This is a genomic window from Halomonas sp. DP5Y7-2, from assembly GCF_019802025.1.
GTDB lineage: Bacteria > Pseudomonadota > Gammaproteobacteria > Pseudomonadales > Halomonadaceae > Halomonas > Halomonas litopenaei_A.
The window spans coordinates 43,406-63,764 of the sequence record NZ_JAHVHY010000011.1; the positions used below are offsets into that span (position 1 = coordinate 43,406).

Annotated in this window: 15 protein-coding genes; 8 read left to right on the plus strand and 7 right to left on the minus strand. The window is 64.0% G+C overall.

Annotation, left to right across the window (positions count from 1 at the left end; all coding sequences use genetic code 11):
* Complete coding sequence (locus KUW18_RS18920; RefSeq protein ID WP_206938357.1) at nucleotides 1–933, minus strand: glutaminase; 933 nt, start codon at nucleotides 931–933, stop codon at nucleotides 1–3.
* A gap of 513 nt (nucleotides 934–1,446) precedes the next feature.
* Between KUW18_RS18920 and KUW18_RS18925 the strand changes: the two genes are divergently transcribed.
* Nucleotides 1,447–1,836, plus strand: coding sequence for a DUF6482 family protein (locus KUW18_RS18925; protein WP_222163196.1), 390 nt, complete (start codon nucleotides 1,447–1,449; stop codon nucleotides 1,834–1,836).
* A gap of 63 nt (nucleotides 1,837–1,899) precedes the next feature.
* Here the strand turns inward: KUW18_RS18925 and hrpB are convergent, their stop codons facing one another.
* Entirely contained in the window at nucleotides 1,900–4,509 is a 2,610-nt protein-coding gene (gene hrpB / locus KUW18_RS18930; RefSeq protein WP_222562126.1) for an ATP-dependent helicase HrpB, read from the minus strand.
* Between the two features lie 243 nt (nucleotides 4,510–4,752).
* Between hrpB and KUW18_RS18935 the strand changes: the two genes are divergently transcribed.
* Complete coding sequence (locus KUW18_RS18935; protein WP_222562127.1) at nucleotides 4,753–6,204, plus strand: NCS2 family permease; 1,452 nt, start codon at nucleotides 4,753–4,755, stop codon at nucleotides 6,202–6,204.
* A gap of 43 nt (nucleotides 6,205–6,247) precedes the next feature.
* On the opposite strand, the gene KUW18_RS18940 is transcribed toward KUW18_RS18935, so the two are convergent.
* Nucleotides 6,248–6,922 carry a TetR/AcrR family transcriptional regulator gene (locus KUW18_RS18940; RefSeq protein ID WP_206938347.1) on the minus strand — a complete coding sequence of 225 codons (675 nt, stop codon included), beginning with the start codon at nucleotides 6,920–6,922 and terminating at the stop codon, nucleotides 6,248–6,250.
* A 592-nt stretch (nucleotides 6,923–7,514) separates the two neighbouring features.
* Here KUW18_RS18940 and xdhA point away from each other — a divergent pair.
* The 6 genes from xdhA to KUW18_RS18970 all read left to right on the plus strand — a co-directional run bounded on the left by xdhA (nucleotide 7,515) and on the right by KUW18_RS18970 (nucleotide 16,791).
* Nucleotides 7,515–9,107 carry a xanthine dehydrogenase small subunit gene (xdhA, locus tag KUW18_RS18945; RefSeq protein WP_222562128.1) on the plus strand — a complete coding sequence of 531 codons (1,593 nt, stop codon included), beginning with the start codon at nucleotides 7,515–7,517 and terminating at the stop codon, nucleotides 9,105–9,107.
* Entirely contained in the window at nucleotides 9,091–11,556 is a 2,466-nt protein-coding gene (gene xdhB, locus KUW18_RS18950; RefSeq protein ID WP_222562130.1) for a xanthine dehydrogenase molybdopterin binding subunit, read from the plus strand. The genes xdhA and xdhB overlap by 17 nt, the downstream gene beginning before the upstream one ends.
* Nucleotides 11,553–12,413: a xanthine dehydrogenase accessory protein XdhC gene (gene xdhC / locus KUW18_RS18955; RefSeq protein WP_222562131.1), complete on the plus strand. Its 861-nt coding sequence runs from the start codon at nucleotides 11,553–11,555 to the stop codon at nucleotides 12,411–12,413. The genes xdhB and xdhC overlap by 4 nt, the downstream gene beginning before the upstream one ends.
* Nucleotides 12,414–12,514: 101 nt before the next feature.
* Nucleotides 12,515–13,906, plus strand: a complete 1,392-nt coding sequence (gene guaD / locus KUW18_RS18960) for a guanine deaminase (RefSeq protein WP_222562132.1) — start codon at nucleotides 12,515–12,517, stop codon at nucleotides 13,904–13,906.
* 238 nt (nucleotides 13,907–14,144) lie between these two features.
* Nucleotides 14,145–15,224, plus strand: a complete 1,080-nt coding sequence (locus KUW18_RS18965; protein WP_222562133.1) for a rhodanese-related sulfurtransferase — start codon at nucleotides 14,145–14,147, stop codon at nucleotides 15,222–15,224.
* A 529-nt stretch (nucleotides 15,225–15,753) separates the two neighbouring features.
* Nucleotides 15,754–16,791 carry a cytochrome-c peroxidase gene (locus KUW18_RS18970; RefSeq protein WP_222562134.1) on the plus strand — a complete coding sequence of 346 codons (1,038 nt, stop codon included), beginning with the start codon at nucleotides 15,754–15,756 and terminating at the stop codon, nucleotides 16,789–16,791.
* A 59-nt stretch (nucleotides 16,792–16,850) separates the two neighbouring features.
* On the opposite strand, the gene KUW18_RS18975 is transcribed toward KUW18_RS18970, so the two are convergent.
* Genes KUW18_RS18975 through KUW18_RS18990 form a run of 4 tightly spaced genes read right to left on the minus strand, consistent with a single transcriptional unit; the run spans nucleotide 16,851 to nucleotide 20,275 of the window.
* Nucleotides 16,851–17,846 (minus strand): adenosine deaminase, encoded by a 996-nt coding sequence (locus tag KUW18_RS18975; protein WP_222562136.1) that lies wholly within the window; start codon nucleotides 17,844–17,846, stop codon nucleotides 16,851–16,853.
* A gap of 55 nt (nucleotides 17,847–17,901) precedes the next feature.
* Nucleotides 17,902–19,692 (minus strand): thiol reductant ABC exporter subunit CydC, encoded by a 1,791-nt coding sequence (cydC, locus tag KUW18_RS18980; RefSeq protein WP_222562137.1) that lies wholly within the window; start codon nucleotides 19,690–19,692, stop codon nucleotides 17,902–17,904.
* 23 nt (nucleotides 19,693–19,715) lie between these two features.
* The gene (locus KUW18_RS18985) at nucleotides 19,716–20,009 is read right to left on the minus strand and encodes a type II toxin-antitoxin system RelE/ParE family toxin (protein ID WP_222562138.1); all 294 of its coding nucleotides are present in this window, start codon (nucleotides 20,007–20,009) and stop codon (nucleotides 19,716–19,718) included.
* Nucleotides 19,997–20,275, minus strand: a complete 279-nt coding sequence (locus tag KUW18_RS18990) for a CopG family ribbon-helix-helix protein (RefSeq protein WP_222239377.1) — start codon at nucleotides 20,273–20,275, stop codon at nucleotides 19,997–19,999. Before KUW18_RS18990 ends, KUW18_RS18985 begins: the two co-directional genes overlap by 13 nt.
* Nucleotides 20,276–20,359: the final 84 nt, after the last annotated feature.

The window sequence follows — 20,359 nt, forward strand, 5'->3', positions numbered from 1 at the left end:
TCAGGCAAACACGGACCAGCCGGTCGCCTTCGACAGGCCTTCCAGTGCGGCCGTGCCCTTGAGCGAATTGCCATAACGGTCGAGCCCGGGAGACCACACCGCAATGGAAGCAACGTTCGGGACGACCGCCATGATGCCACCGCCGACGCCGCTCTTGCCCGGAAACCCGACGCGATAGGCGAAGTCGCCGGAGCCGTCGTAGTGACCACAGGTCATCATCAGCGCGTTGATGGCCCTGACCCGCTCGATACCAATCATCCGCTGACCTTCGAAGCCGCCGCACAGAAATCGGGTCGCCCGCGCCAGCTGGGCGGTGGACATCTCGATCGCACAGTGGTGGAAATAGGTGCCGAGCACCCGGTCACAGTCGTTGGTGAGGTTGCCGCAGGAACGCAAAAAATAGGCCAGCGAGAAGTTGCGGTCCCCGGTGGCGTGTTCCGAGCGGGCCACCTGCTCATTGATATGGATGTCATCGTCGCCGGAGGCTTCGCGCAGAAAGCGCAGAATCTCTCCCAGGGTGTCTCGAGGCGCGTTGCGCCCGAGCACTGCGTCAGTGGTGACGATGGCACCGGCATTGATGAACGGGTTGCGCGGGATGCCGTCTTCCATCTCCAGCTGGACGATGGAGTTGAAGGCACGCCCGGAGGGCTCCCGCCCGACCCGCTCCCACAGGCCTGCCCCCAGTCGTCCAAGCGCCAGGGCCAGGGTGAAGACCTTCGAGACGCTCTGGATCGAGAAGCCGGTGTGGGCATCACCTGCGTGATATTCACGCCCATCGCAGGTACAGATGCTGATGGCAAACTGCTGGGGGTCGATGCACGCCAGTTCAGGAATGTAGCTGGCGACGTTGCCCCACTGGTCACTGGCTCTAGCCTCGCGGTCGAGGGTCTCGACCAGTGATTGCAGTTGCTTGGGCGTCAGGGTGTTCCCCATGGGCATGACTCTTGGTGACTGGGCGTATGCTGACAGAGCTGGTGATCACATGGCGCTTGATCGCGAGACGGCGATACCGAGGCCACTTCTCGCCACGCCAGGCAGGACAGATTCGGCAAAGCCGGCGATGGTGGCGACAGGGCGCCCGACTGTCAACGCCTCAGCGCTCTCTCGCGACCGTGATCAAGGTCGTGCCGGGTGGCGATCTGGTGGCTACCGGGTGGATGACGGAGTGGCGCCCATGCGACCAGGCATGTACATTTCCTGTACACATACTATGCAAGAAATCACTTGAATCCCATTATTGGCTGTCGCTGACAGCCTATATCTGGCCCATGGCCATCCACCAGCCCAGCCCCGGAGCCCTTCATCGTGACAAGGCCGGGACAGTATCGCCAGGCGACAGTGGAACAGGTCGACAGTAAAAGAGAGATACCTCAACGCCGGGCGCGCACACGACGCCACCTACACGACGCCACCCACGCACGACGCCACCCACAGAGAGAGACGATCATGCCATTCTCCGAGGACCGCACCAGCGATCTCCCCGCGGACGCCACATCCGCCGTCCACTCACTTCCCGACACCCTGACCCTGACAGGCCTGACGGCGCTGACGGACCGTTCCCCCACCATCGAGATCCACTCCATCGATATGGGCTTTTATCTGGTCAGGATTCACCTCGACGATCAGATGGCGCTGCTGGTCGATGACGCGGGTGACCCTTGGCGTTTTACCGGCACCGCGTGGATCAGTCGCACTCTCGCTCCACTGGGGTTCACCCACGCCACCCTGACCTGGGCAGAGGTCACCGACGAAATGGTCGGTCAGACGACGTCCCCGGCTCCCTTGGCGGAGGTCATCGCCCACGGTACGCGGATTGCCCTGAGCACTCACCATTGACAGCTCCTGCGGCCATCGGGCCCTCTAGCCCTGCCCACCGACGTCAGCCGCCAGGTGATGCCGTCACGTCTTGCCCAGGCGTGCCTTGGTCAGCGAGGTCGCCTGAGCCGTCAGCGGATCCTCAGGCCAGGGGTGCTTGGCATATCGACCGCGGTTCTCCTTGCGCACCTCGGGATAGACATTGCGCCAGAAGCTCGCCAGATCCATGGTCGTGGCGAGGGGGCGACGGGCCGGGGACAGCAACTCGACACGCACCGGCACCCGTCCTTCGGCGATCCGTGGCGTCTGTTGCCAGCCGAACAGCGCCTGGAGTTTTGCGGCGAGCACCGGCACCACACGATACGCCTCGCCAGGCCCATCATCTGGCAGTTGCGCAAGGTGTTGAGAAGACGGTTGAGACGGGTTCGCCTCAGCGGCTTGCCCTACCCATCCCTCGCATTCGTAGCGCAGGGAAGCGCTGTCGCCACTGGGCAGCGTCAACCTGGTCGGTGCCAATTCGTCCAGACGACTGGCCAGCGGCCAGGGCAAGCGCTCGCGCAGTAGCTGCTCCCACGGCAACGCATGCACCTGCTCCATCCGCGTCAGTCCTTCCAGATGGGGCCCCAACCACTCGTCCAGCTCAGCTTTCAAGGTCTCGTCGTCCAGCGCAGGCCACTGACCATCGTGGCTTTGACGCAGCAACGCCACCCGCCGCCGCAGCGCCTCAGCGGCGTCATTGAGCGGCAGGCGTTCGGCGTCGTGGATGGCTTGCAGCAACGCCTGACGACAGGCAGCGGGGCCTGGGGGGCCCTGCAACGGACGGCGCGCCAGCACCAGCGCGTCGATACCCCGTACCTGTTCTGCCTCGAGGCGCCCCGCGTCGGCGTTCCATTCGACCCGTTCACGCCACTCGGACAGTATCGGCCACTGGGCCACCAGGGCCGACTCATCGGTGCGCACTGCCCGATACAGCCTGCCCTCCCGGGCGCGACCGTCAAGCTCCACCGCGATTAGCCAGGGGGCATGGGCCAGGGGCTGATCCTGGGGCAACGTCACCAGCCCGCCAGAGCGCAGTCGAAACCGCCCCGCCGCTACCTGCTGAGCCACCCGATCGGGAAACGCGTGCAACAGCATGCGAGCCAGCGCGCCGTCACCCGCTCGTTTCGCTGCAGACAGCGAGACACCCGCGCGAGCACACAGCCGCTTGGCTTCTCGCTGCCAGTGGGGGTCTGGGCGTGAGTCATTGAGTAACTCAATGAATACCGCTTCGAGGTCCACCTGACGGCCGTTACCCTGACGCCCTTCAAGCCAGGCGGCTAGCGCGCAGGCAAGGGCCAGCGAGGCCTCGTCACGCAGGCTCGCCCGCTCCAGCATCCCCGCCAGACGGGGCGATGTGGGCCAACGGCCAGCGGCACGACCCAGCGGCGTCAGCCCATCCCGCTCATCACTGAGCTCGAGCTGTCGCAGCAGCTGGCGACCGGCCTTCAGCGAGGCGCGCCCCGGCGGCGTGACCCAGGCAAGCTGGGTCGCGTCCTTCACTCCCCAACGGGCGAGTTCGAAGGCCAACGAGGATAGATCTGCCTGGAGGATCTCCGGCTCACCGTGGGGTGGTAACGGTTGTTCTTCCGCCCACAGGCGATAACAACGCCCTGGCCCCTGGCGTCCCGCTCGTCCTCGTCTCTGGTCGGCGCTGGCCCGATTGACACGCCGGGTCTCCAGCCGAGTCAGCCCCGTGCGAGGCACAAACACCGGCACCCGCTGCTGCCCGGCATCGATCACCGTGCGCACGCCGTCCACGGTGACGCTGGACTCGGCAATCGCGGTGGCAAGCACCACCCGGCGCAGGCCGTCCGCCCGTGGTTTTAGGGCAGCCCGCTGAGCATCCAGCGGCAGCCGTCCGTGGAGCGGCACCAGCGCGACCTGATCGAGCCGCTGGGACAGCCAGCGAGATAGCCTCTCGATCTCCGCCACGCCGGGCAAGATCACCAGTATGTCCGCCGCCTGGTCCGCTGCGCCCTCTTCGTCCGCCGCACTCTTTGCCGCCAGTGCTTCCAGCACGACACGCCCCTGATGCTCTTCCGCCGACAGCCGCGACGGGGCCTGCCGATACAGGGTCGTGACCGGGTACTGCCGTCCTGGGCAGTCAACCACGCTGACGTCGTCGCCCAGTACCCGCGACAATGCCGCGACATCAAGCGTGGCCGACATCACCAGCAGCCGCAGGTCTTCACGCAGCCCCTGCTGGACGTCCAGCGCCAGTGCCAGACCGAGATCCGCCTCGAGGCTGCGTTCGTGAAATTCGTCAAACACAATGCCAGTCACACCGTCGAGCAAAGGATCGTCCTGCAACATTCTGGACAGCACCCCCTGGGTCACCACCTCGAGCCGCGTATCTGGACCCACGCAGCTCTCACCACGCATGCGATAGCCCACGGTCTGGCCTGGCACCTCTCCGAGCAGGTCTGCCATGTGGCTGGCGGCGAGACGGGCGGCAACCCGCCGCGGCTCCAGCAGCAGCAACTTGCCCCGACCGCTGTCACCACGACACCAGTCCGACTCCAGCAGCGCCAGCGGCACCCGTGTGGTCTTGCCCGCCCCGGGCTGGGCGACCAGCATCGCGCGGTTATCTGCCTCCAGCGCGCGACGCAGCTCGGGCAGACGTTCGTCGATCGGCAGTGGCGGGAACAAGGACATCACGACAGCTCCGTCGGCAGGGGAAGTGGCTCAGCGGCTGGCTCAGCGGCTGGCTCAGCGGCGTGGCGCCGCGCGGACGGGGATCATAGCACGACAGCCTTGCAGCACTCTGCGGCAAGGGTTTTGTATACATTATCGCCCGGCGTTTGTTGCCATGACGGCGCATCTTTGTCTACGCTAAGCGCCTGACCGAACGGTCAGATTTACACCCCATGGCCATGACAACGACAAGAGGACCCCGCCATGAGTGATCCCGGTTCATCGCCCGCGGCACTATCAACCGCAGAACCATCAACCGCAGAACCATCAACCGCAGACCCCCAGACGACAGAACCCCAGACGACAGACCGCGAAAGATCCTGCCCTTCCGACTCCAGCGGTCTGGGGGCGTTGCTCGACCGATTCTTCAACGTGACCCGACGCGGTAGTTCGGTTAAAACCGAGATTCTGGCCGGTATCGCTACCTTCCTGGCCGGGATGTACATCATCGTGGTCAACCCGGCGGTTCTGTCAGACGCGGGCATCCCCTTTTCCGCTGCACTGTCAGCCACCGTGGTCATCAGCAGTCTCAGCAGCCTGGCGATGGCGCTGTACGCCCGTAACCCGATTCTGGTCGCACCGGGTATGGGCATGAATGCGCTGTTCACCTACACCCTGGTACTGGGAGCCGGCTTGTCCTGGGAGGTGGCACTTGGCTGCGTCTTTTGGTCCGGCGTCATGTTCGCGGTCCTGGCCATGTTCAACGTCCGCGAGGCCATCATCGACGCCATTCCGGCGTCACTGCGCTACGCCATCACCTGTGGCATCGGCCTGTTCATTACCTTCATTGGTTTCAAGAATGCCGGCTTCATCGTGGCCAGTCCGGCCACACTCGTGAGCCTGGGACACCTGGATGCGCTGCTGGTCACCTTCCTCGCGGGGCTGATCATCACTGCGGTGCTGGTCATCCGGGGCTTCAACGGCGCCTTGATTCTTGGCATCGCGGCCACCACATTGCTGGCGCTGCCCCTGGGCCGCCTGTGGGGAGACGAGGTCGTGGTGGTGTGGCAAGGGCTGGCGGCGTGGCCGGACTTCTCTGCCCTGGGCAAGGTCGATGTGCTCGGCGCTCTCAAGGTCGCCTATCTGCCGTTTATCTTCGTGATGCTGTTCACCAACTTCTTCGACGCCCTGTCCTGCTTCATGGCGCTGTCGGAATCGGCGGGCCTCAAGGATGCCAACGGCAATCCTCGTAACCTCAAACGCTCGATGACCGTCGATGCGTTTGCCTCGATGATCGCGGCACCACTGGGCACCAGCGCAGCCCAGACCTTTATCGAGTCAGGCGCTGGCGTCGCCCAGGGAGGACGTACCGGGCTGGTGGCGCTGGTCATTGCGGCGCTGTTTCTGCCCTTCCTGTTCCTGTCGCCACTGCTCTCTCTGGTTCCGGGCATCGCCACGTCGCCAGCCCTGGTTCTGGTCGGCCTGTTCATGATGGCCCCCATCGGCAAGATCGACTGGAGTCGCTTCGAGGACGCTTTTCCTGCCTTTCTGGCCATCATTCTGATGCCGCTGACCTACTCCATCACGCTCGGGATTGCGTTCGGCTTCATGAGCTTCGTTCTGATCAAGCTGGCCACCGGCAAGGCCGATCAGATCAAGCCCGCGATGTGGGTATCAGCAGTGCTGTCCGCGATCATGCTGGCCACCGCGCAGTAACCGTCACGAGTCACCATGCCGGCGTCCCAGGGCACGCAGCCATTCAGTGCCCTGTGGGTGCCGACACCACTCCACATCCTTTCAGAACGACCTGGACGAGAAAGTCGGTAACGCGCTGCATGTCGTCGTCGGTGAAGTGCTCATGGCCGGTGATACCGGCCACCTGAGCTTCGAAGTCCGCGTAGTGCTGCGTCGCCGACCAGATCAGGAAGATCAGCGACACCGGGTCCACGGGGTCCATCAGGCCGCGCTCGGCCCACTGACGAAACACCTCGGCCCGGCCCTCGACCCAGTCACGCAGCTCGCCACGCAGGAAGTCCTGCAGAAAGGGAGCCCCTTGCAGGATCTCACCGGCAAATAGCCGCGAGGCCTCGGGATAACGGCGAGACATCTCCATCTTGGAGCGAATAAAGGCGCTGAGCACCTCGGCGGGATCGTCCTCGACAGAAATATCGTCGAGCATGGTGTTCCAGCGCTCCATCACGCCTTCCAGCAGACGCACGTAGAGTGCCTTCTTGCTGCCCATGTAATAGAGGATATTGGACTTTGGCAGGCCCGCCTCTTCCGCGATCAGCTTGAGACTGGCACCCCGATAGCCGTGGCGAGAAAACACCCGCTCGGCTGCGTCGAGTATCTCGCGCTCGTTGCGCTGGCGTATGGCGCCGCCTTCGGTGTCGAGCGCCCTGTCGAGCGCTGCATCATCCAGCTGTGATCCCATGCTCATCCCGGTCGTTGACAAACCGCCGCCCTTGGCGTGAACCCACGTCACGCCTGATCAGGACAACGCGCCGTAAAAGAGTGCCTGAAGGGTCAGGGACTGGCAATTCGACACAGGTCTGTGGGTGAGGCATGGCAGCCCTGTCATGTCGTTGTCGAACTAACGCCAAACGGCAGTCCTAAGCAAATTTCACTCCTTCACCTTGAAGAAGCTGACCGATTGGTCAAGAATAACAACATTGCTGCTTACAAGACCCGGCTCAGCCATCTCCTTTGCACCATTTCCCTATACACCATTTTCTTTACATAGGGGCGCAAGGGACCCCGATCCACGAAAGCAGGGTCTAGGAAAGCAGAGTCAAAGCTTGATACACCAAAATGTGATGCATCGGAGAGTGATACATCAAGAAGTGATGGCCCGAAGCCAGATAGGCAGACGCCTGGCAGGCCCGCGCTAAACAGACCCGAGCTATACAGACCGACGCTAGCGACACCAAAGCGACATCGACCGAAGATCGCAAGCCCCACGACAGGACGCCTCGTGCGCCCTACTGTCCAACGATAATGACAACGCCAAAGCGGGACCTCTAGCCATGATCAGTTTCTACCTCAATGGCCGGATGCAGCACGTGGATGCCGAGCCCCACCTCAGCGTCCTTGATCTGCTGCGCGAACGGCTGAACCAGACGGGCACCAAGGAAGGCTGTGCCTCCGGAGACTGCGGTGCCTGTACCGTCGCCATAGGTGAAGTGGATGCCGACGGCCGCCTGCACTATCACAGTGCCAACGCCTGCATCATGCCGGCCCATCAGCTGTCCGGTCGTCACCTGGTGACCGTCGAAGGAATCTCCCATGGCGACGAGCTCCATCCCTGCCAGGCGGCCATGGTCGAGCACCACGGCAGTCAGTGCGGCTTTTGCACGCCGGGCATCGTCATGTCGTTGTTCACCCTGCATGAGCACCAAGTCCAGCAGCCCGCCCCGCTGACCCCGCAGCGGCTGGAAGCCGCGCTGGGCGGCAACCTGTGTCGCTGCACCGGATACCGGCCGATTCGAGATGCCGCCCTGGCCATGCACGACACTCCGGGCTTCCGTCCTGCCTGGCTCGACGACCTGTCCCTGGCCGACGCCCTTGCCACCGACGTGGGTGGCCCTGGCGCGACTCCCAACCAGCGCAACGTTGCTTCAAGCGGTGCTGAGACAAGCGGGGCTGAGACAACGAACGCCTCCGGCTTCTACCAGCCCCGCAGCCTGGCTGACCTGGTGGCTCTGCGTCAGCGCTTCCCCGAGGCACGGCTGGTCGCGGGCGGTACCGATCTATGGCTCGAGGTGACGCAACAGCTCAAGGATCTTCCACAGGTCATTGATGTGACTCGCGTTGCAGAGCTTCTGACCGTCGAATCTGCGGCCGACGACCTGGGTCGCAGCGGCGTGTGGATTGGCGCTGCGGTGACCTACTCACGCCTGGAGCCACTCTTTGCCGAGCACTACCCCGCCTTTGCCCACCTGCTGCATCGCCTGGGTTCTGGCCAGGTGCGCAACCGCGGCACCCTCGGTGGCAACGTCGCCAACGCCTCGCCCATCGGCGATACCCCGCCGGTACTGCTGGCGCTGGATGCACGACTGCGGCTGACCGGGCCCGGCGGCAGCCGGGCCCTGGCCGCCAGCGAGTTCTTCCTGGGTTACCGGGATACCGCCCTGGGTGACGATGAGGTGCTGGAAGCCATTTTCCTGCCCCATCTGGCTAACGATCAGCAGTTGAAGGTGTGGAAGCTGTCCAAGCGTCGGGAAGATGACATCTCGGCAGTGCTGGGCGCCTTTTCCTGGCGCCTGGTCGGCGGGCGCCTGGCCGATGTTCGCCTGGCCTTTGGTGGCATGGCCGCCATCCCCGCCAGGGCCACGGGCGCCGAGGCCGCCCTTGAGGGTAAGCCTGCGGACAGCGCCAGCCTTGGCGCAGTCAGCGAGGCCCTGGCCCAGGACTTTACGCCCATGAGCGACGTGCGCGGAAGCAGCGAATACCGACAAGATGCCGCCGCCGCCCTGCTCGAGCGACTGCTGCTGGTGATCGCATCCTCTGCCCAGGGGGCAGCCCAGAACGCGACGTCCCCGGTTGCGTCATCCACTGATGCTCGTGACCATTCCGACACCCTCGCCACGGAGGTGATGCTTCATGCGTACGCTCACTGATCTGCCGACACCTCCGTCCGATACGACGGAGCGCCACAACGCCGATGCCACCGCTGCCCACGGTTTTTCTGGCTCGTCCGCCCGTCACGAGAGTGCCGTGAAACATGTCACTGGGCGAGCCGCTTATATCGATGATCTGGCATTGCCTTCCGACGCCCTGCACCTGGCCGTGGGCCTCTCGCCCAAGGCTCACGGGCGCATCACCGCCATGCACCTTGACGAGGTGCGGCGGGCCCCTGGCGTGGTCGATGTCATCAGCGTTGTCGACGTGCCGGGTCACACCGATATTGGGCCGGTCTTCCCCGGCGACCCGATCATGGCAGACCAGGAAGTGCTCTACGCCGGCCAGGTCATGTTCTGCGTGGCTGCCACCAGCCATCGCGCTGCCCGACAGGCCGTCACCAAGGCCCGCATAGAGATCGATGAGCTGCCAGTGTCTCTCGATCCGGTGGCTGCGGTCGACGCTGGCGATCTGGTGCGCCCCACCCATCGTCAGCAAAGCGGTGACTGGGAAGCGGCGCTGGCCGACGCCCACCATGTGGTAGAGGGCGAGCAATTTATCGGCGGCCAGGAGCACTTCTATCTAGAAGGACAGGCCTGCGTCGCACACCCCACCGAAGACGAAGGGGTGATGGTCCACACCTCCAACCAGCATCCCAGCGAAACACAGAAGCTGATCGCGGAAGTACTGAACATTCCGTTCCATGCGGTCACCGTCGAGGTGCGGCGCATGGGCGGCGGCTTTGGCGGCAAGGAGACGCAGGCGTCTCCCTGGGCATGCCTGGCGGCCCTGGTGGCGCGAAGAACCGGCAAGAGCTGCCGTATTCGCCTGCCCCGTGGCGATGACATGAAGGTCACCGGCAAGCGCCACCCCTTCCATAACCGCTATCGCCTGGGCATCGACGCCGCTGGAGTGATAAGCGGAGGTGATATCAGCGTTACCGGCGATTGCGGCTACTCCCCGGATCTGTCAGACGCCATCGTCGACCGTGCAATGTTCCACGCCGACAATGCCTATTCACTGGGACAGGCCAGAGTCACGGGGCATCGAGCCCGCACCCATACTGCGTCCAACACCGCGTTTCGCGGCTTTGGCGGCCCCCAGGGCATGATGGTCATCGAGGCCGCCATGGAAGACATCGCCCGGCAGGTCGGGGAAGACCCGCTGACCGTGCGCAAGCGCAACTTCTATCGCCAGGGCCGCGACACCACCCACTATGGCCAGACGGTAGACCAGATCGCGCTGCTGCATACACTGGTCGAACGGTTGGAGGCGGACAGCGACTACTGGGCCCGGCGCCGCGCCATTGCCGACTTCAATGCGCGAAGCCCGGTGATCCGCAAAGGACTGGCGCTGACGCCGGTCAAGTTCGGCATCTCGTTCACCGCCCAGCACCTCAATCAGGCGGGTGCCCTGCTGCACGTGTATACCGATGGCAGTGTGCTGATCAATCACGGTGGCATCGAGATGGGCCAGGGCCTGCACACCAAGATCTGTCAGGTGGTCGCCCGCGAGCTGGGCCTCGAGCTGTCCAGCGTACGTATCAGTGCCAGCCGCACCGACAAGGTCCCCAATACCTCGCCCACGGCAGCGTCCAGCGGTGCCGACCTCAATGGTCAGGCGGCGAGGGACGCAGCCGACAAGCTCAAGCAGCGCCTGTTTGACTTCGCCGCCGAGCACTACCAGCTCGACCGCCAGGAAATGCGCCTGGAGCGGGGTGAACTTATCGCGGGCATTGCCGGCAGCGAGCAGCGAATCGCCTGGGGCACGCTGATTCAGGACGCCTATCTCGGACGCGTCTCGCTGTCAGAGAAAGGCTTCTACGCGACGCCGCTGATCCACTACGATCGCCACAGTGGGCAGGGTCGGCCCTTCTACTACTTTGCCTTTGGTGCCGCCGTGGCCGAGGTATCGGTCGACACCTTGAGCGGGGAATACCAGGTCGACCGGGTCGACATCCTGCATGACGTAGGCGACTCCTTGAACCCCGCCATCGATGTCGGCCAGGTGGAAGGTGGTTTCATCCAGGGCATGGGCTGGCTGACCAGCGAAGAGCTCAAGTGGAATGACAGTGGTCAGCTGACCTCATTCGGCCCTGCTACCTACAAGATTCCCGCCTATGGAGACCTGCCCGCCACCTTCAAGGTACAGCTGATGGAGGGACATCCCAATTCCATGGCCAGTATCTACCGCTCCAAGGCGGTGGGTGAACCTCCCTTCATGCTTGGCATGTCGGTGTGGTGTGCCCTGCGCGACGCCCTGGCGAGCCTGACCGACTACCGCCATGCGGTGCGCCTGGACACCCCGGCCACACCGGAGCGGGTCATGCAGGCCGCGCGCAAGGCACGTCACATCGCCGGTAGCACAGCCCTGCGTACAGCCCTTCGAACAGCCCTTCGAACAGCCCAGGCAAGTCCAGGCGCCCCGTCAGGAGACACATCACCATGACCGCCCACGCCGGACCGGACAAGCAGCCCTGGTACCTCGCCCTGGCAAGGCTCAAGGCGGCTGGCCAGCCCTTCGTTCTGGCCACCCAGGTCACCAGCCTTGGCTCCACACCGCGGGAGCCGGGCGCCAAGATGGTGATCACCCCGGACAGCCTGCATGACACCCTGGGCGGCGGCACCTTCGAGTGGCAACTGATCGCCAGCGCCCGCGAGCGGCTGGCTCAGGGTCAGGCAGGCATGAGCCTGGAAGCCTTTCCCCTGGGCGGACGCAGTGGCCAGTGTTGCGGCGGTTTCGTCAATGTACTGCTGGAGACCGACCTTGGCAGCATGACCCGTCTAGCGCTGTTCGGCGCGGGACACGTGGGCCGTGCCATCGCCGAACTGGCGGCGCCGCTTGAATGGCGCATCGACTGGTTCGACAGTCGCGACGCGGCCTTCGAAGGTACCGGTGCACATGCTTGCGTTCATCAACACCGCTTGAACGACCCGAGCGAGGCTGTCGCGGGCCTGGCGCCACACAGCCATGCCCTGGTGCTGACCCACGACCATGGCGAGGACTACGCCCTGGTCGCGGCACTATTGGAAAGAGACGACCTGGCGTCAATCGGGCTGATCGGTTCACGCAGCAAGTGGGCCAGTTTTCGCGGTCGACTCGAGCGTGCCGGCGTGGCGGCGTCACGCATCGACCGCGTGCGCTGCCCCATCGGTGACTCCGGCGGCAACAAGACGCCTCACGCCGTGGCGCTGGCCGCCTTGGCAGAACTGCTGCCGTTGGCCCACCCTCGACGTGACACAACGAAACGTGACGACACCTCAAGAGGTGTCGACAGCGCGACGCTGAAACGCCTGATGCCTTGATGCCACCAACGCCCTTTCGGGCGTGCAACGTCCCCAGGGATGGGGCCCACCGCTGATCCTTCCGGCCGCGCCGGCGACGACACTGACAAGAGAGTTTTCCGATGGATGCCCCTGACTCCTCACTCGGCCATGCCGCCGAGTCCATCCGCCCTGCCCGGCAGCCAGACGTTGCGGCACAGCCATCTGCCCATCACGTCATTCGTGCGCGGCTGCTGAGCTTCAATGCCGACCCAGGCGATGACGACACACCCGCCGAAGGCAGCGTCAGCTACATCGAAGATGGCGCACTATGGTGGTCCGGCGGCGTCATCCAAGCCGTCGGAGAGTACGCCCATATCGCCCCGCGCCTGCCGGCCGACACCACCCTCATTGATCATCGCGGCAAGCTGGTGATGCCTGGCTTCATCGATAGCCACGTGCACTATGTCCAGCTCGAGATCATGGCCTCCTACGGGCGACAGCTGCTGGACTGGCTCAATGAGTACACCTTTCCCGAAGAGTGTCGCTTCGCCAAGCGCGAGCATGCCGAACATATTGCCGACGTCTTTCTGGATGAGCTGATGCGGGTCGGCACCACCACCGCCCAGGTGTTCTGTTCGAGTCACCCAGGCTCTGTGGACGCCTTCTTCAGCGCCGCCAGGCGCCGGGATCTCTGCATGCTGGCTGGCAAGGTGCTGATGGACCGCCACGCTCCGGACGCGCTGACCGATGACACCCTGGGCGGCATCCGCGACAGCGAACGGCTGATCAGCGACTGGCACGGCACAGCACGACTTGGCTACAGCGTCACTCCGCGTTTTGCGCCAACCTCCACGCGGGCCCAACTGGATGCCGCCGGCGGCCTGCTGCGCAACGATCCGAGCCTATGGCTGCAGACACATCTGGCCGAGAATCTCGGCGAGCTGGACTGGGTCGCCGAGCTGTTCCCCGGAAGCCGAGACTATCTACATGTTTACGAAGCTTCTGACCTGGTTGGCCCTCGCAGCACCTTTGCCCACGGTATTCACCTGGACGATGGCATGCGCCAGCGGCTGGCGGACCGTGGTGCCAATATCGCCTTCTGCCCCAGCTCGAATCTGTTTCTCGGCAGCGGTCTGTTCGACCGTGCCGGCGCCAGGCAACAGCGCCTCAAGCTGACCCTGGCCAGCGATATCGGCGCCGGCACCGACCTGTCGGGCCTGGCCACCCTCAAGGCGGCCTATCAGGTAGGCCAGCTGCGTGGCACGCCACTGACCGCCTGGGCTGGCTTCCATGACCTGACGCTGGGTAATGCGGTGTCGCTGTCGCTGGATGACCGGATCGGCAGCCTGACGGCAGGCAAGGACGCGGACTTCGTGGTCATCGACCCGATGGCCTCACCGCTGATGGCGAGGCGCATGGGCCGCACGCGAAGCCTTTCCGAAGAGCTGTTCACGCTGATGATGATGGGTGACGATCGCGCCATCTATGAGACCTGGGCGGGAGGACGCCTGCAGCATCGCCGCCAGGGGTGACACCAGCAGCCACCACGGGGGGCCGCCAGGAGTGGCGTCAAGGATGACATCAAGGCGGACGTCAGGGGTGACCTCGAGGGTGATGCAAAAGGATCAACTTTCGCTCCTGGCCGAGGCAGCCCGCTGTCGGCCACCGGGCATGGCTTAGAAAATCGTTGGCAAGTGAGGTAAAATCCCGCCGCTCCGATTTTCCCCCCATCCTGCTCCGGATTTACGCTCCGGTTCGCACGAGGCCCCCATGACGACCGATAGCACGACTTCGACCACCAGGATCACCACTTCTACCACCGCTACCACCACTAGCGCTTCGGATCACCAGGCTGACAGCGGCAAACTGGTGGTGTGCGCCCTGTACAAGTTTGTCACCTTGGAAGACTTCGAAGCGCTGCGCGAGCCGCTTCTTCAGGTCATGCTCGATCATCAGGTTCGCGGCACCTTGCTGCTGGCCCGCGAAGGTATCAATGGCACCGTGGCTGGCCCGCGTCAGAGTATTGATGCCCTGCTGACGTGGTTGCGCAGCGATGCGCGGCTGGCGCAGCTCGACGTCAAGGAGTCACTGACCGAGCGAGCTCCGTTCATGCGCACCAAGGTCAAGCTCAAGCGCGAAATCGTCACCATGGGGGTCGAGGGTATCGACCCACGCCACACCGTCGGCACCTACGTCGAACCGAAGGATTGGAACGCGCTGATCGAAGACCCGGACGTGCTGGTCATCGACACCCGCAATGATTACGAGATTGAGGTAGGCACCTTCAAGGGCGCCATCAACCCTTCCACTGAGGCCTTCCGGGACTTTCCGGACTATGTCAGAAATACGCTGGACCCTTCACGCCACAAGAAGGTCGCCATGTTCTGCACCGGCGGCATCCGCTGTGAAAAGTCCACCGCTTATCTCAAGGAGCAGGGTTTCGAAGACGTCTACCACCTCAAGGGCGGCATTCTGAAGTACCTGGAAGACGTGCCCAAGGAGCAGACCCTGTGGCAGGGTGAGTGTTTCGTGTTCGATGACCGCGTCACCGTCGACCATGACCTCAAGCCAGGGCGCTACGATCAGTGCCACGCCTGCCGCATGCCGATCACTGAAGATGACAAGCAGAGTGGACACTACCAGCAGGGGGTCTGTTGCCCGCGCTGCTATGACAAGCTCAGTGACGAGCAAAAGGCGCGCTTTGCTGAGCGGGAACGCCAGATGCAGCTGGCGCGGGAGCGCGGTGAGTCGCACCTAGGAGCCGACGCCGTCGCCCGAATGGCGGAGCGTCGTGAGGCCAAGCAGCGTGCCCGCGAAGCGGCCCGACAGGCCAACAGCAAGCAGCCCTAAGCCGCTCGGACTGGGGCTGGGTCGGCAAGCGACCCAGTCCTCTCCTCGCCTTTCCTTTTCTTTCATTTCCCCACCACGCCTCGGCACGTCGGCCATATCACGACGTGATCAGCTAGGCGTCCGGTCTACCGGGCGCCTTTTTCATGAGCGCTCGACAGCACCGTCTGCAGCCCTTTCCGTATCGCTTGCTCCCCAAGCCTGCGTCATTTCAATCGCGTGGCTTATCGCCAGCGACGCTGGTCCGCAACGTCGCAACTCTCTTCACACTACCGACAAACAGCCAGTCAATCTCGACAGATGCGTGCCCTAGCAGCCATTCGGGACGATCGTTGCCCCAGTGGCGGTGGTCTTCACGTTAGAAATAGCAGGCGTGGGCGGGCGCGTTCGACTCGACACTCTGCTCGCCCCGTTGGGCTCGTGCGCCGCCGTCGGTTCGCGCCCATGTTCTTTCGCAGCGTGACCGCCGGACCAGCGGCTGCACTGCGGGACACAACGACGGTTACCCGTGACGCAGTAACGAGACGAGAACATGCCAACAACCCGATACGCCTCCCCGTCGCTGCTGGTTGGCGCCCTTGTGCTGACGCTGACGACCTGGGCCAATGCCGCTTCATCCGCCGACGCCCAGGCCGCCACCGAGTCATCCAGCGCTGGCACCACCGCAGACGACTACCGCAAGTACTTCAGTCCGCTACCCGCCCTTCCGCCGATCCCTTCTAACAACAGCCTTACCGCGGAGAAGATCGCGCTGGGCAAGATGCTGTTCTTCGAACCCAGGCTGTCACAGAGCAGCAACATCAGCTGCTCCTCCTGCCACAATCCGGCGCTGGCCTGGACCGACCGATTGCCCACGGCGGTGGGCCATGATGGGCAGGTCGGCAACCGAAACTCCCCGACGGTGCTCAATACCGGTTTCCTGACCGCGCAGTTCTGGGATGGCCGCGAACCCGACCTGGAGAGCCAGGCCCTGGGTCCCATCCAGAACAGCGTCGAGATGGCCCATGACCTGGACGGCGCACTGGCGCGACTGTCATCCCTGCCGGGATACATGGCACCATTCCGCAACGCCTTTCCTGACAGCGACGAGCCGCTTTCGGCCGATCATCTCGCAGCGGCCATTGCCAGCTTCGAACGTACCCTGAACACTCCCAACGCACCGCTCGACCGCTATCTAATGGGGGATGATCAGGCACTGACGGACGAGCAACAGGCAGGCATGATGGCCTTTGTGGACCAAGGCTGCATCGCCTGCCACCGAGGACCCAACTTCAGCGACAGCGGATTTCATCCGATTCAGGTGCCTGGCTCCGATGACCCAGGGCGCTTTGCCGTCACCTCGGATCAGGCAGACCGCCAGGCCTTCCGAACGGCGTCACTACGTAACGTGGCCTTGACCTACCCCTACTTCCACGACGGCTCCACTGCCACCCTCGAGGAGGCCGTATCGGTCATGGGGCGCGAGATGTTGGGCAAGGAACTCGATGACGCCACCATCACCCAACTGGTGGCCTTCCTTGGGTCGCTGACCGGTGATCAGCCAACGGTCACGGTACCGGCGCTGCCCTGAGGAACAGCGGCCACCGTCAGCCCACGCCCCCGCCGGATCGGCGGGGGTGTGGTGTCGTACTACAGGTTCAGCAGTCGCTGGCGCAGTTCTTCCCGGCGAGCATCGTCCATAAAGGCTGCCTCGATGGCGTTGCTGGCCAACCAGGTCAGTGTCTCGTCGGACCAGCCGAAGGCCTTTTGGCAAGCAGCGAAGTTCTCGCGCATGCCGCCGCCAAAATAGGCGGGATCATCAGAGTTGATCGTCACCACTAGGCCAGCGTCGATCAGCGCCGGTAGACTGTGGTGCTCAAGCTGCTCGACCACCTTCAGGCGCACGTTGGACAGCGGGCACACGGTCAACACTGTCCCTTCATCTGCCAGCCGCTCCACCAGCTCGATGTCCTCGATGGCGCGAACGCCGTGATCGATACGACACACCTGCAACTCGTCCAGGGCTTCGCGAATATAGCTGGGCGGGCCTTCCTCACCGGCATGCGCCACGCGCTCGAGGCCCAGCTCCCTTGCCCTGGCGAACACTTCACGGAACTTGCTCGGCGGATTGCCCTGCTCGGCGCTATCCAGGCCGACGGCACTGAAGTGTTGAAGATATGGCTGAGCGTCCTCCAGCAGCTGCATCGCATCTTCTGCGGGCTGATCTCTCAGAAAGGCCAGGATCATGGCGCTGGACAGGTCCAGCTCGGTGCGGGCCCTGGCGCAGGCTGCCGTCAGCCCCGTCATCACCTGATCAAGGGTGACCCCACGGGAGCGGTGTGCCTGGGGATCCACGTGCAGTTCCACATGCACGACTCCCTCGGCGGCAGCGCGACGAAAGTAATCCATCGCCAAGTCTTCGAAGTCCTGAGCGCTGACCAGTACGCTCATGCCCTGGTAGTAGAGGTCGAGAAAGGACTGCAAATCGCTGAAGTCGTAGGCCTTGCGGGCGGCCTCGATCGACGCATAAGGCAGCGTCACGCCATTGCGCTCGGCCAGCGCAAACATCAGCTCAGGCTCGAGGGTGCCTTCGATATGCAAATGCAGCTCCGCCTTGGGCAGGCGGCTAAGAAAGTCGTCGTTCATGAGGTCGTGGCCCTGTTCTATAGCACGGTGTGGCGCGGACACGGAGTGGCGCCGGTCACATGAGGTCCATGGTGCCGGATTGGCGAGTCTTGCGCCATGCTGTTGCTGCCTCCAGAGGGATCACCCGGCCGACAGCCTGCATGCCCGGCGCAGGGTCGCGAGGGTCGTGGTGGTGCACCAGCATCAGGACGGTGCGCTGGCTAAGCCAGGGCTCGATTCCACGCGCCACCCTCGAGGCGGTGGCAGCATCCAGCGCGGCAAAGGGTTCGTCCAGGATCACCAGTCCCGGGTCGGTCAAGCACAGCCGGGCCAGGCCCAGTCGCCGAGCCTGTCCTCCAGACACCTGGCGCCCGCCCTCGCCCACCCGAGTGTCCAGTTGGCGCGGCAAGGTTTCCGCCCAATCGGCAAGATCGACCGCCTCCAGCGCCTGCCATAGTGCCTCATCGGAGGCATCAGGCCGACCGATGCGCAGGTTTTCCGCAAGGCTGGTATCGAACAGCTCGACCCGCTGCGTCAAGCAGCCGACACACTGGGCCAGCGCCTTGCGTGGCCACTGGGCGAGGTCGATGCCGTCCAGGGTCAGCCGGCCACGATACCCCGTCAGCTCACCCGCCAGCAGCGCCAGCAGCGTCGACTTGCCCGCCCCGGAGGCACCGCACAGCGCCACCCTCTCGCCAGGGTCGACACGGCCGCTGACAGGTGCGAGCGCATCATCCAGCGCGGCTGGATAGCGAAACGCCAAGGCGTCGAAGGCCACGCCAGCGGGCCCACCACTGCCCGACGTGGCATGATCCGCCGCCGTCTGACGGGCATCGGTGTCTGCCTCCGCCGGGGGTGTCGCGGTCGACTCGATCTGATTCAGGCGCTCAGCCGCCACCAGACTCGCCCCGGCGTGGCTGAATGCCGCCGGCAGGCTTGCCAGCCCTTCTGCCAAGGCCAGCGCTGCCAACGGCAACATGACCAGTACCGGCGCTGACAACTGCCCGCCCTGAAACGCCAGCAAGCCACTGACGAGCAGCCACCACCAGGCCGCTCCCATCGCCATGACGGATACGGCATTGCCCCAGGCGGTGACCACACTCAGCCGCCACTGTGCCTTCAACACGTCATCTTCCAGGGCTTCCAACTGCTGACGGCGACGATCCAGCGCCCGATAGGCTTCGAGTTCGCACATTCCCGTCACGCTCTCAATCATGGCCCCGCGCAGACGTTCCAGCGCCACCATACGCTGGCGGCAGGCCTGCATACCGGCACGCGCTTGCCCCAGCGTCAGCCAGCACCATCCCAGCAGCAGCAGCGCCGACAGCGCCAGCGCTGCCTCAGGCAGCCATATGGCCACCAGACCGACTACCGCCAAGCACAGCATCAGCGCCATCCCCGCTGGTGCGAGAAGACGCAGATACAAGGCGTCCAGGGTATCGATATCGGCGGTCAGACGGTTCAGCCAGTCACTCGCCCGCGCCGTGGCGAGACGCCTGCCATCCATGGCCACCAGGCCAGCAAAACAGCGCGCGCGCAGCTTGGCCAGCAGGCGCAAAATAGTGTCATGGTTATAAAGTCGCTCGACGTAGCGCGACACCGTGCGGCTGACCGCGAACAGGCGAATCCCTGCTCCCGGGGTGTACACATCCAGCGCGGCCGCGACACCCGCGGCGAGGGCAACTCCGGTAAGGGCACTGGCGGTGATGAACCAGCCCGACACCGCCAGCAGACCCAACGCCGACAGCGCGGTCAGCACCATCAACGCCAGGCCGACCAGCAGCCGACCGCGCAGTTCGTCGTGCAAGGCCAGCCAGCCCTTCAGCGTGCGCCAATGGGCCAGCATAGACGGCTGTTGCGAGCTCATGGTTCTCTGCCTGCAGCAGTCTTTCACAAACACCCCGCCTCACGTTGATGTCGGACCGCCAGAATGATCACAGCATCTTCATCTATTCGATATCGCACGACATACCCACTGTCACCAAAGTCGATAGGCCACTCGCGGAACACTTCGGGAAGGTCATCCACAAGTCGACCGAGTCGGGCGTGAGCACCCAGCACCTGCACGCCCTGTCGGATGGCTTCACCTGCGCGACGTGCGGCATCCGGGTTCCTTGCGCGCAAAAACTCACGAAGACGCTGTAAATCCCGGATCGCTGCCGGGGCAAACTTCACTTGTGACATTCAGGAGCGGGAAGTTCGTCATCCCCTCCCCAGCTCTGCAGCCACCGCTCAACCTCTTCGGCAGTCGCGTGTACGCCAGTCTCCTGAAATTCCGCCCAGGCCTGCAGGGTGTCGCGCCGCAAGGCCTCACGCTGCTCTTCGCGCTCAACATACTGGGCAATGGCTTCCCGCATGATCCAGTGCGGCGACCGTTGCCGGACTTCGGCAAGCTTGCGAACGCGCCCCTTCATATCCTCATCCAGCTTGATGGACGTTGCAGATGCCATATAAACCTCCCAACCAACAGGTAATACCTTTGACTACTATAGAGTACCTGTCGCGACCCTGCCCCGGGGCAATCGCCTCTATGC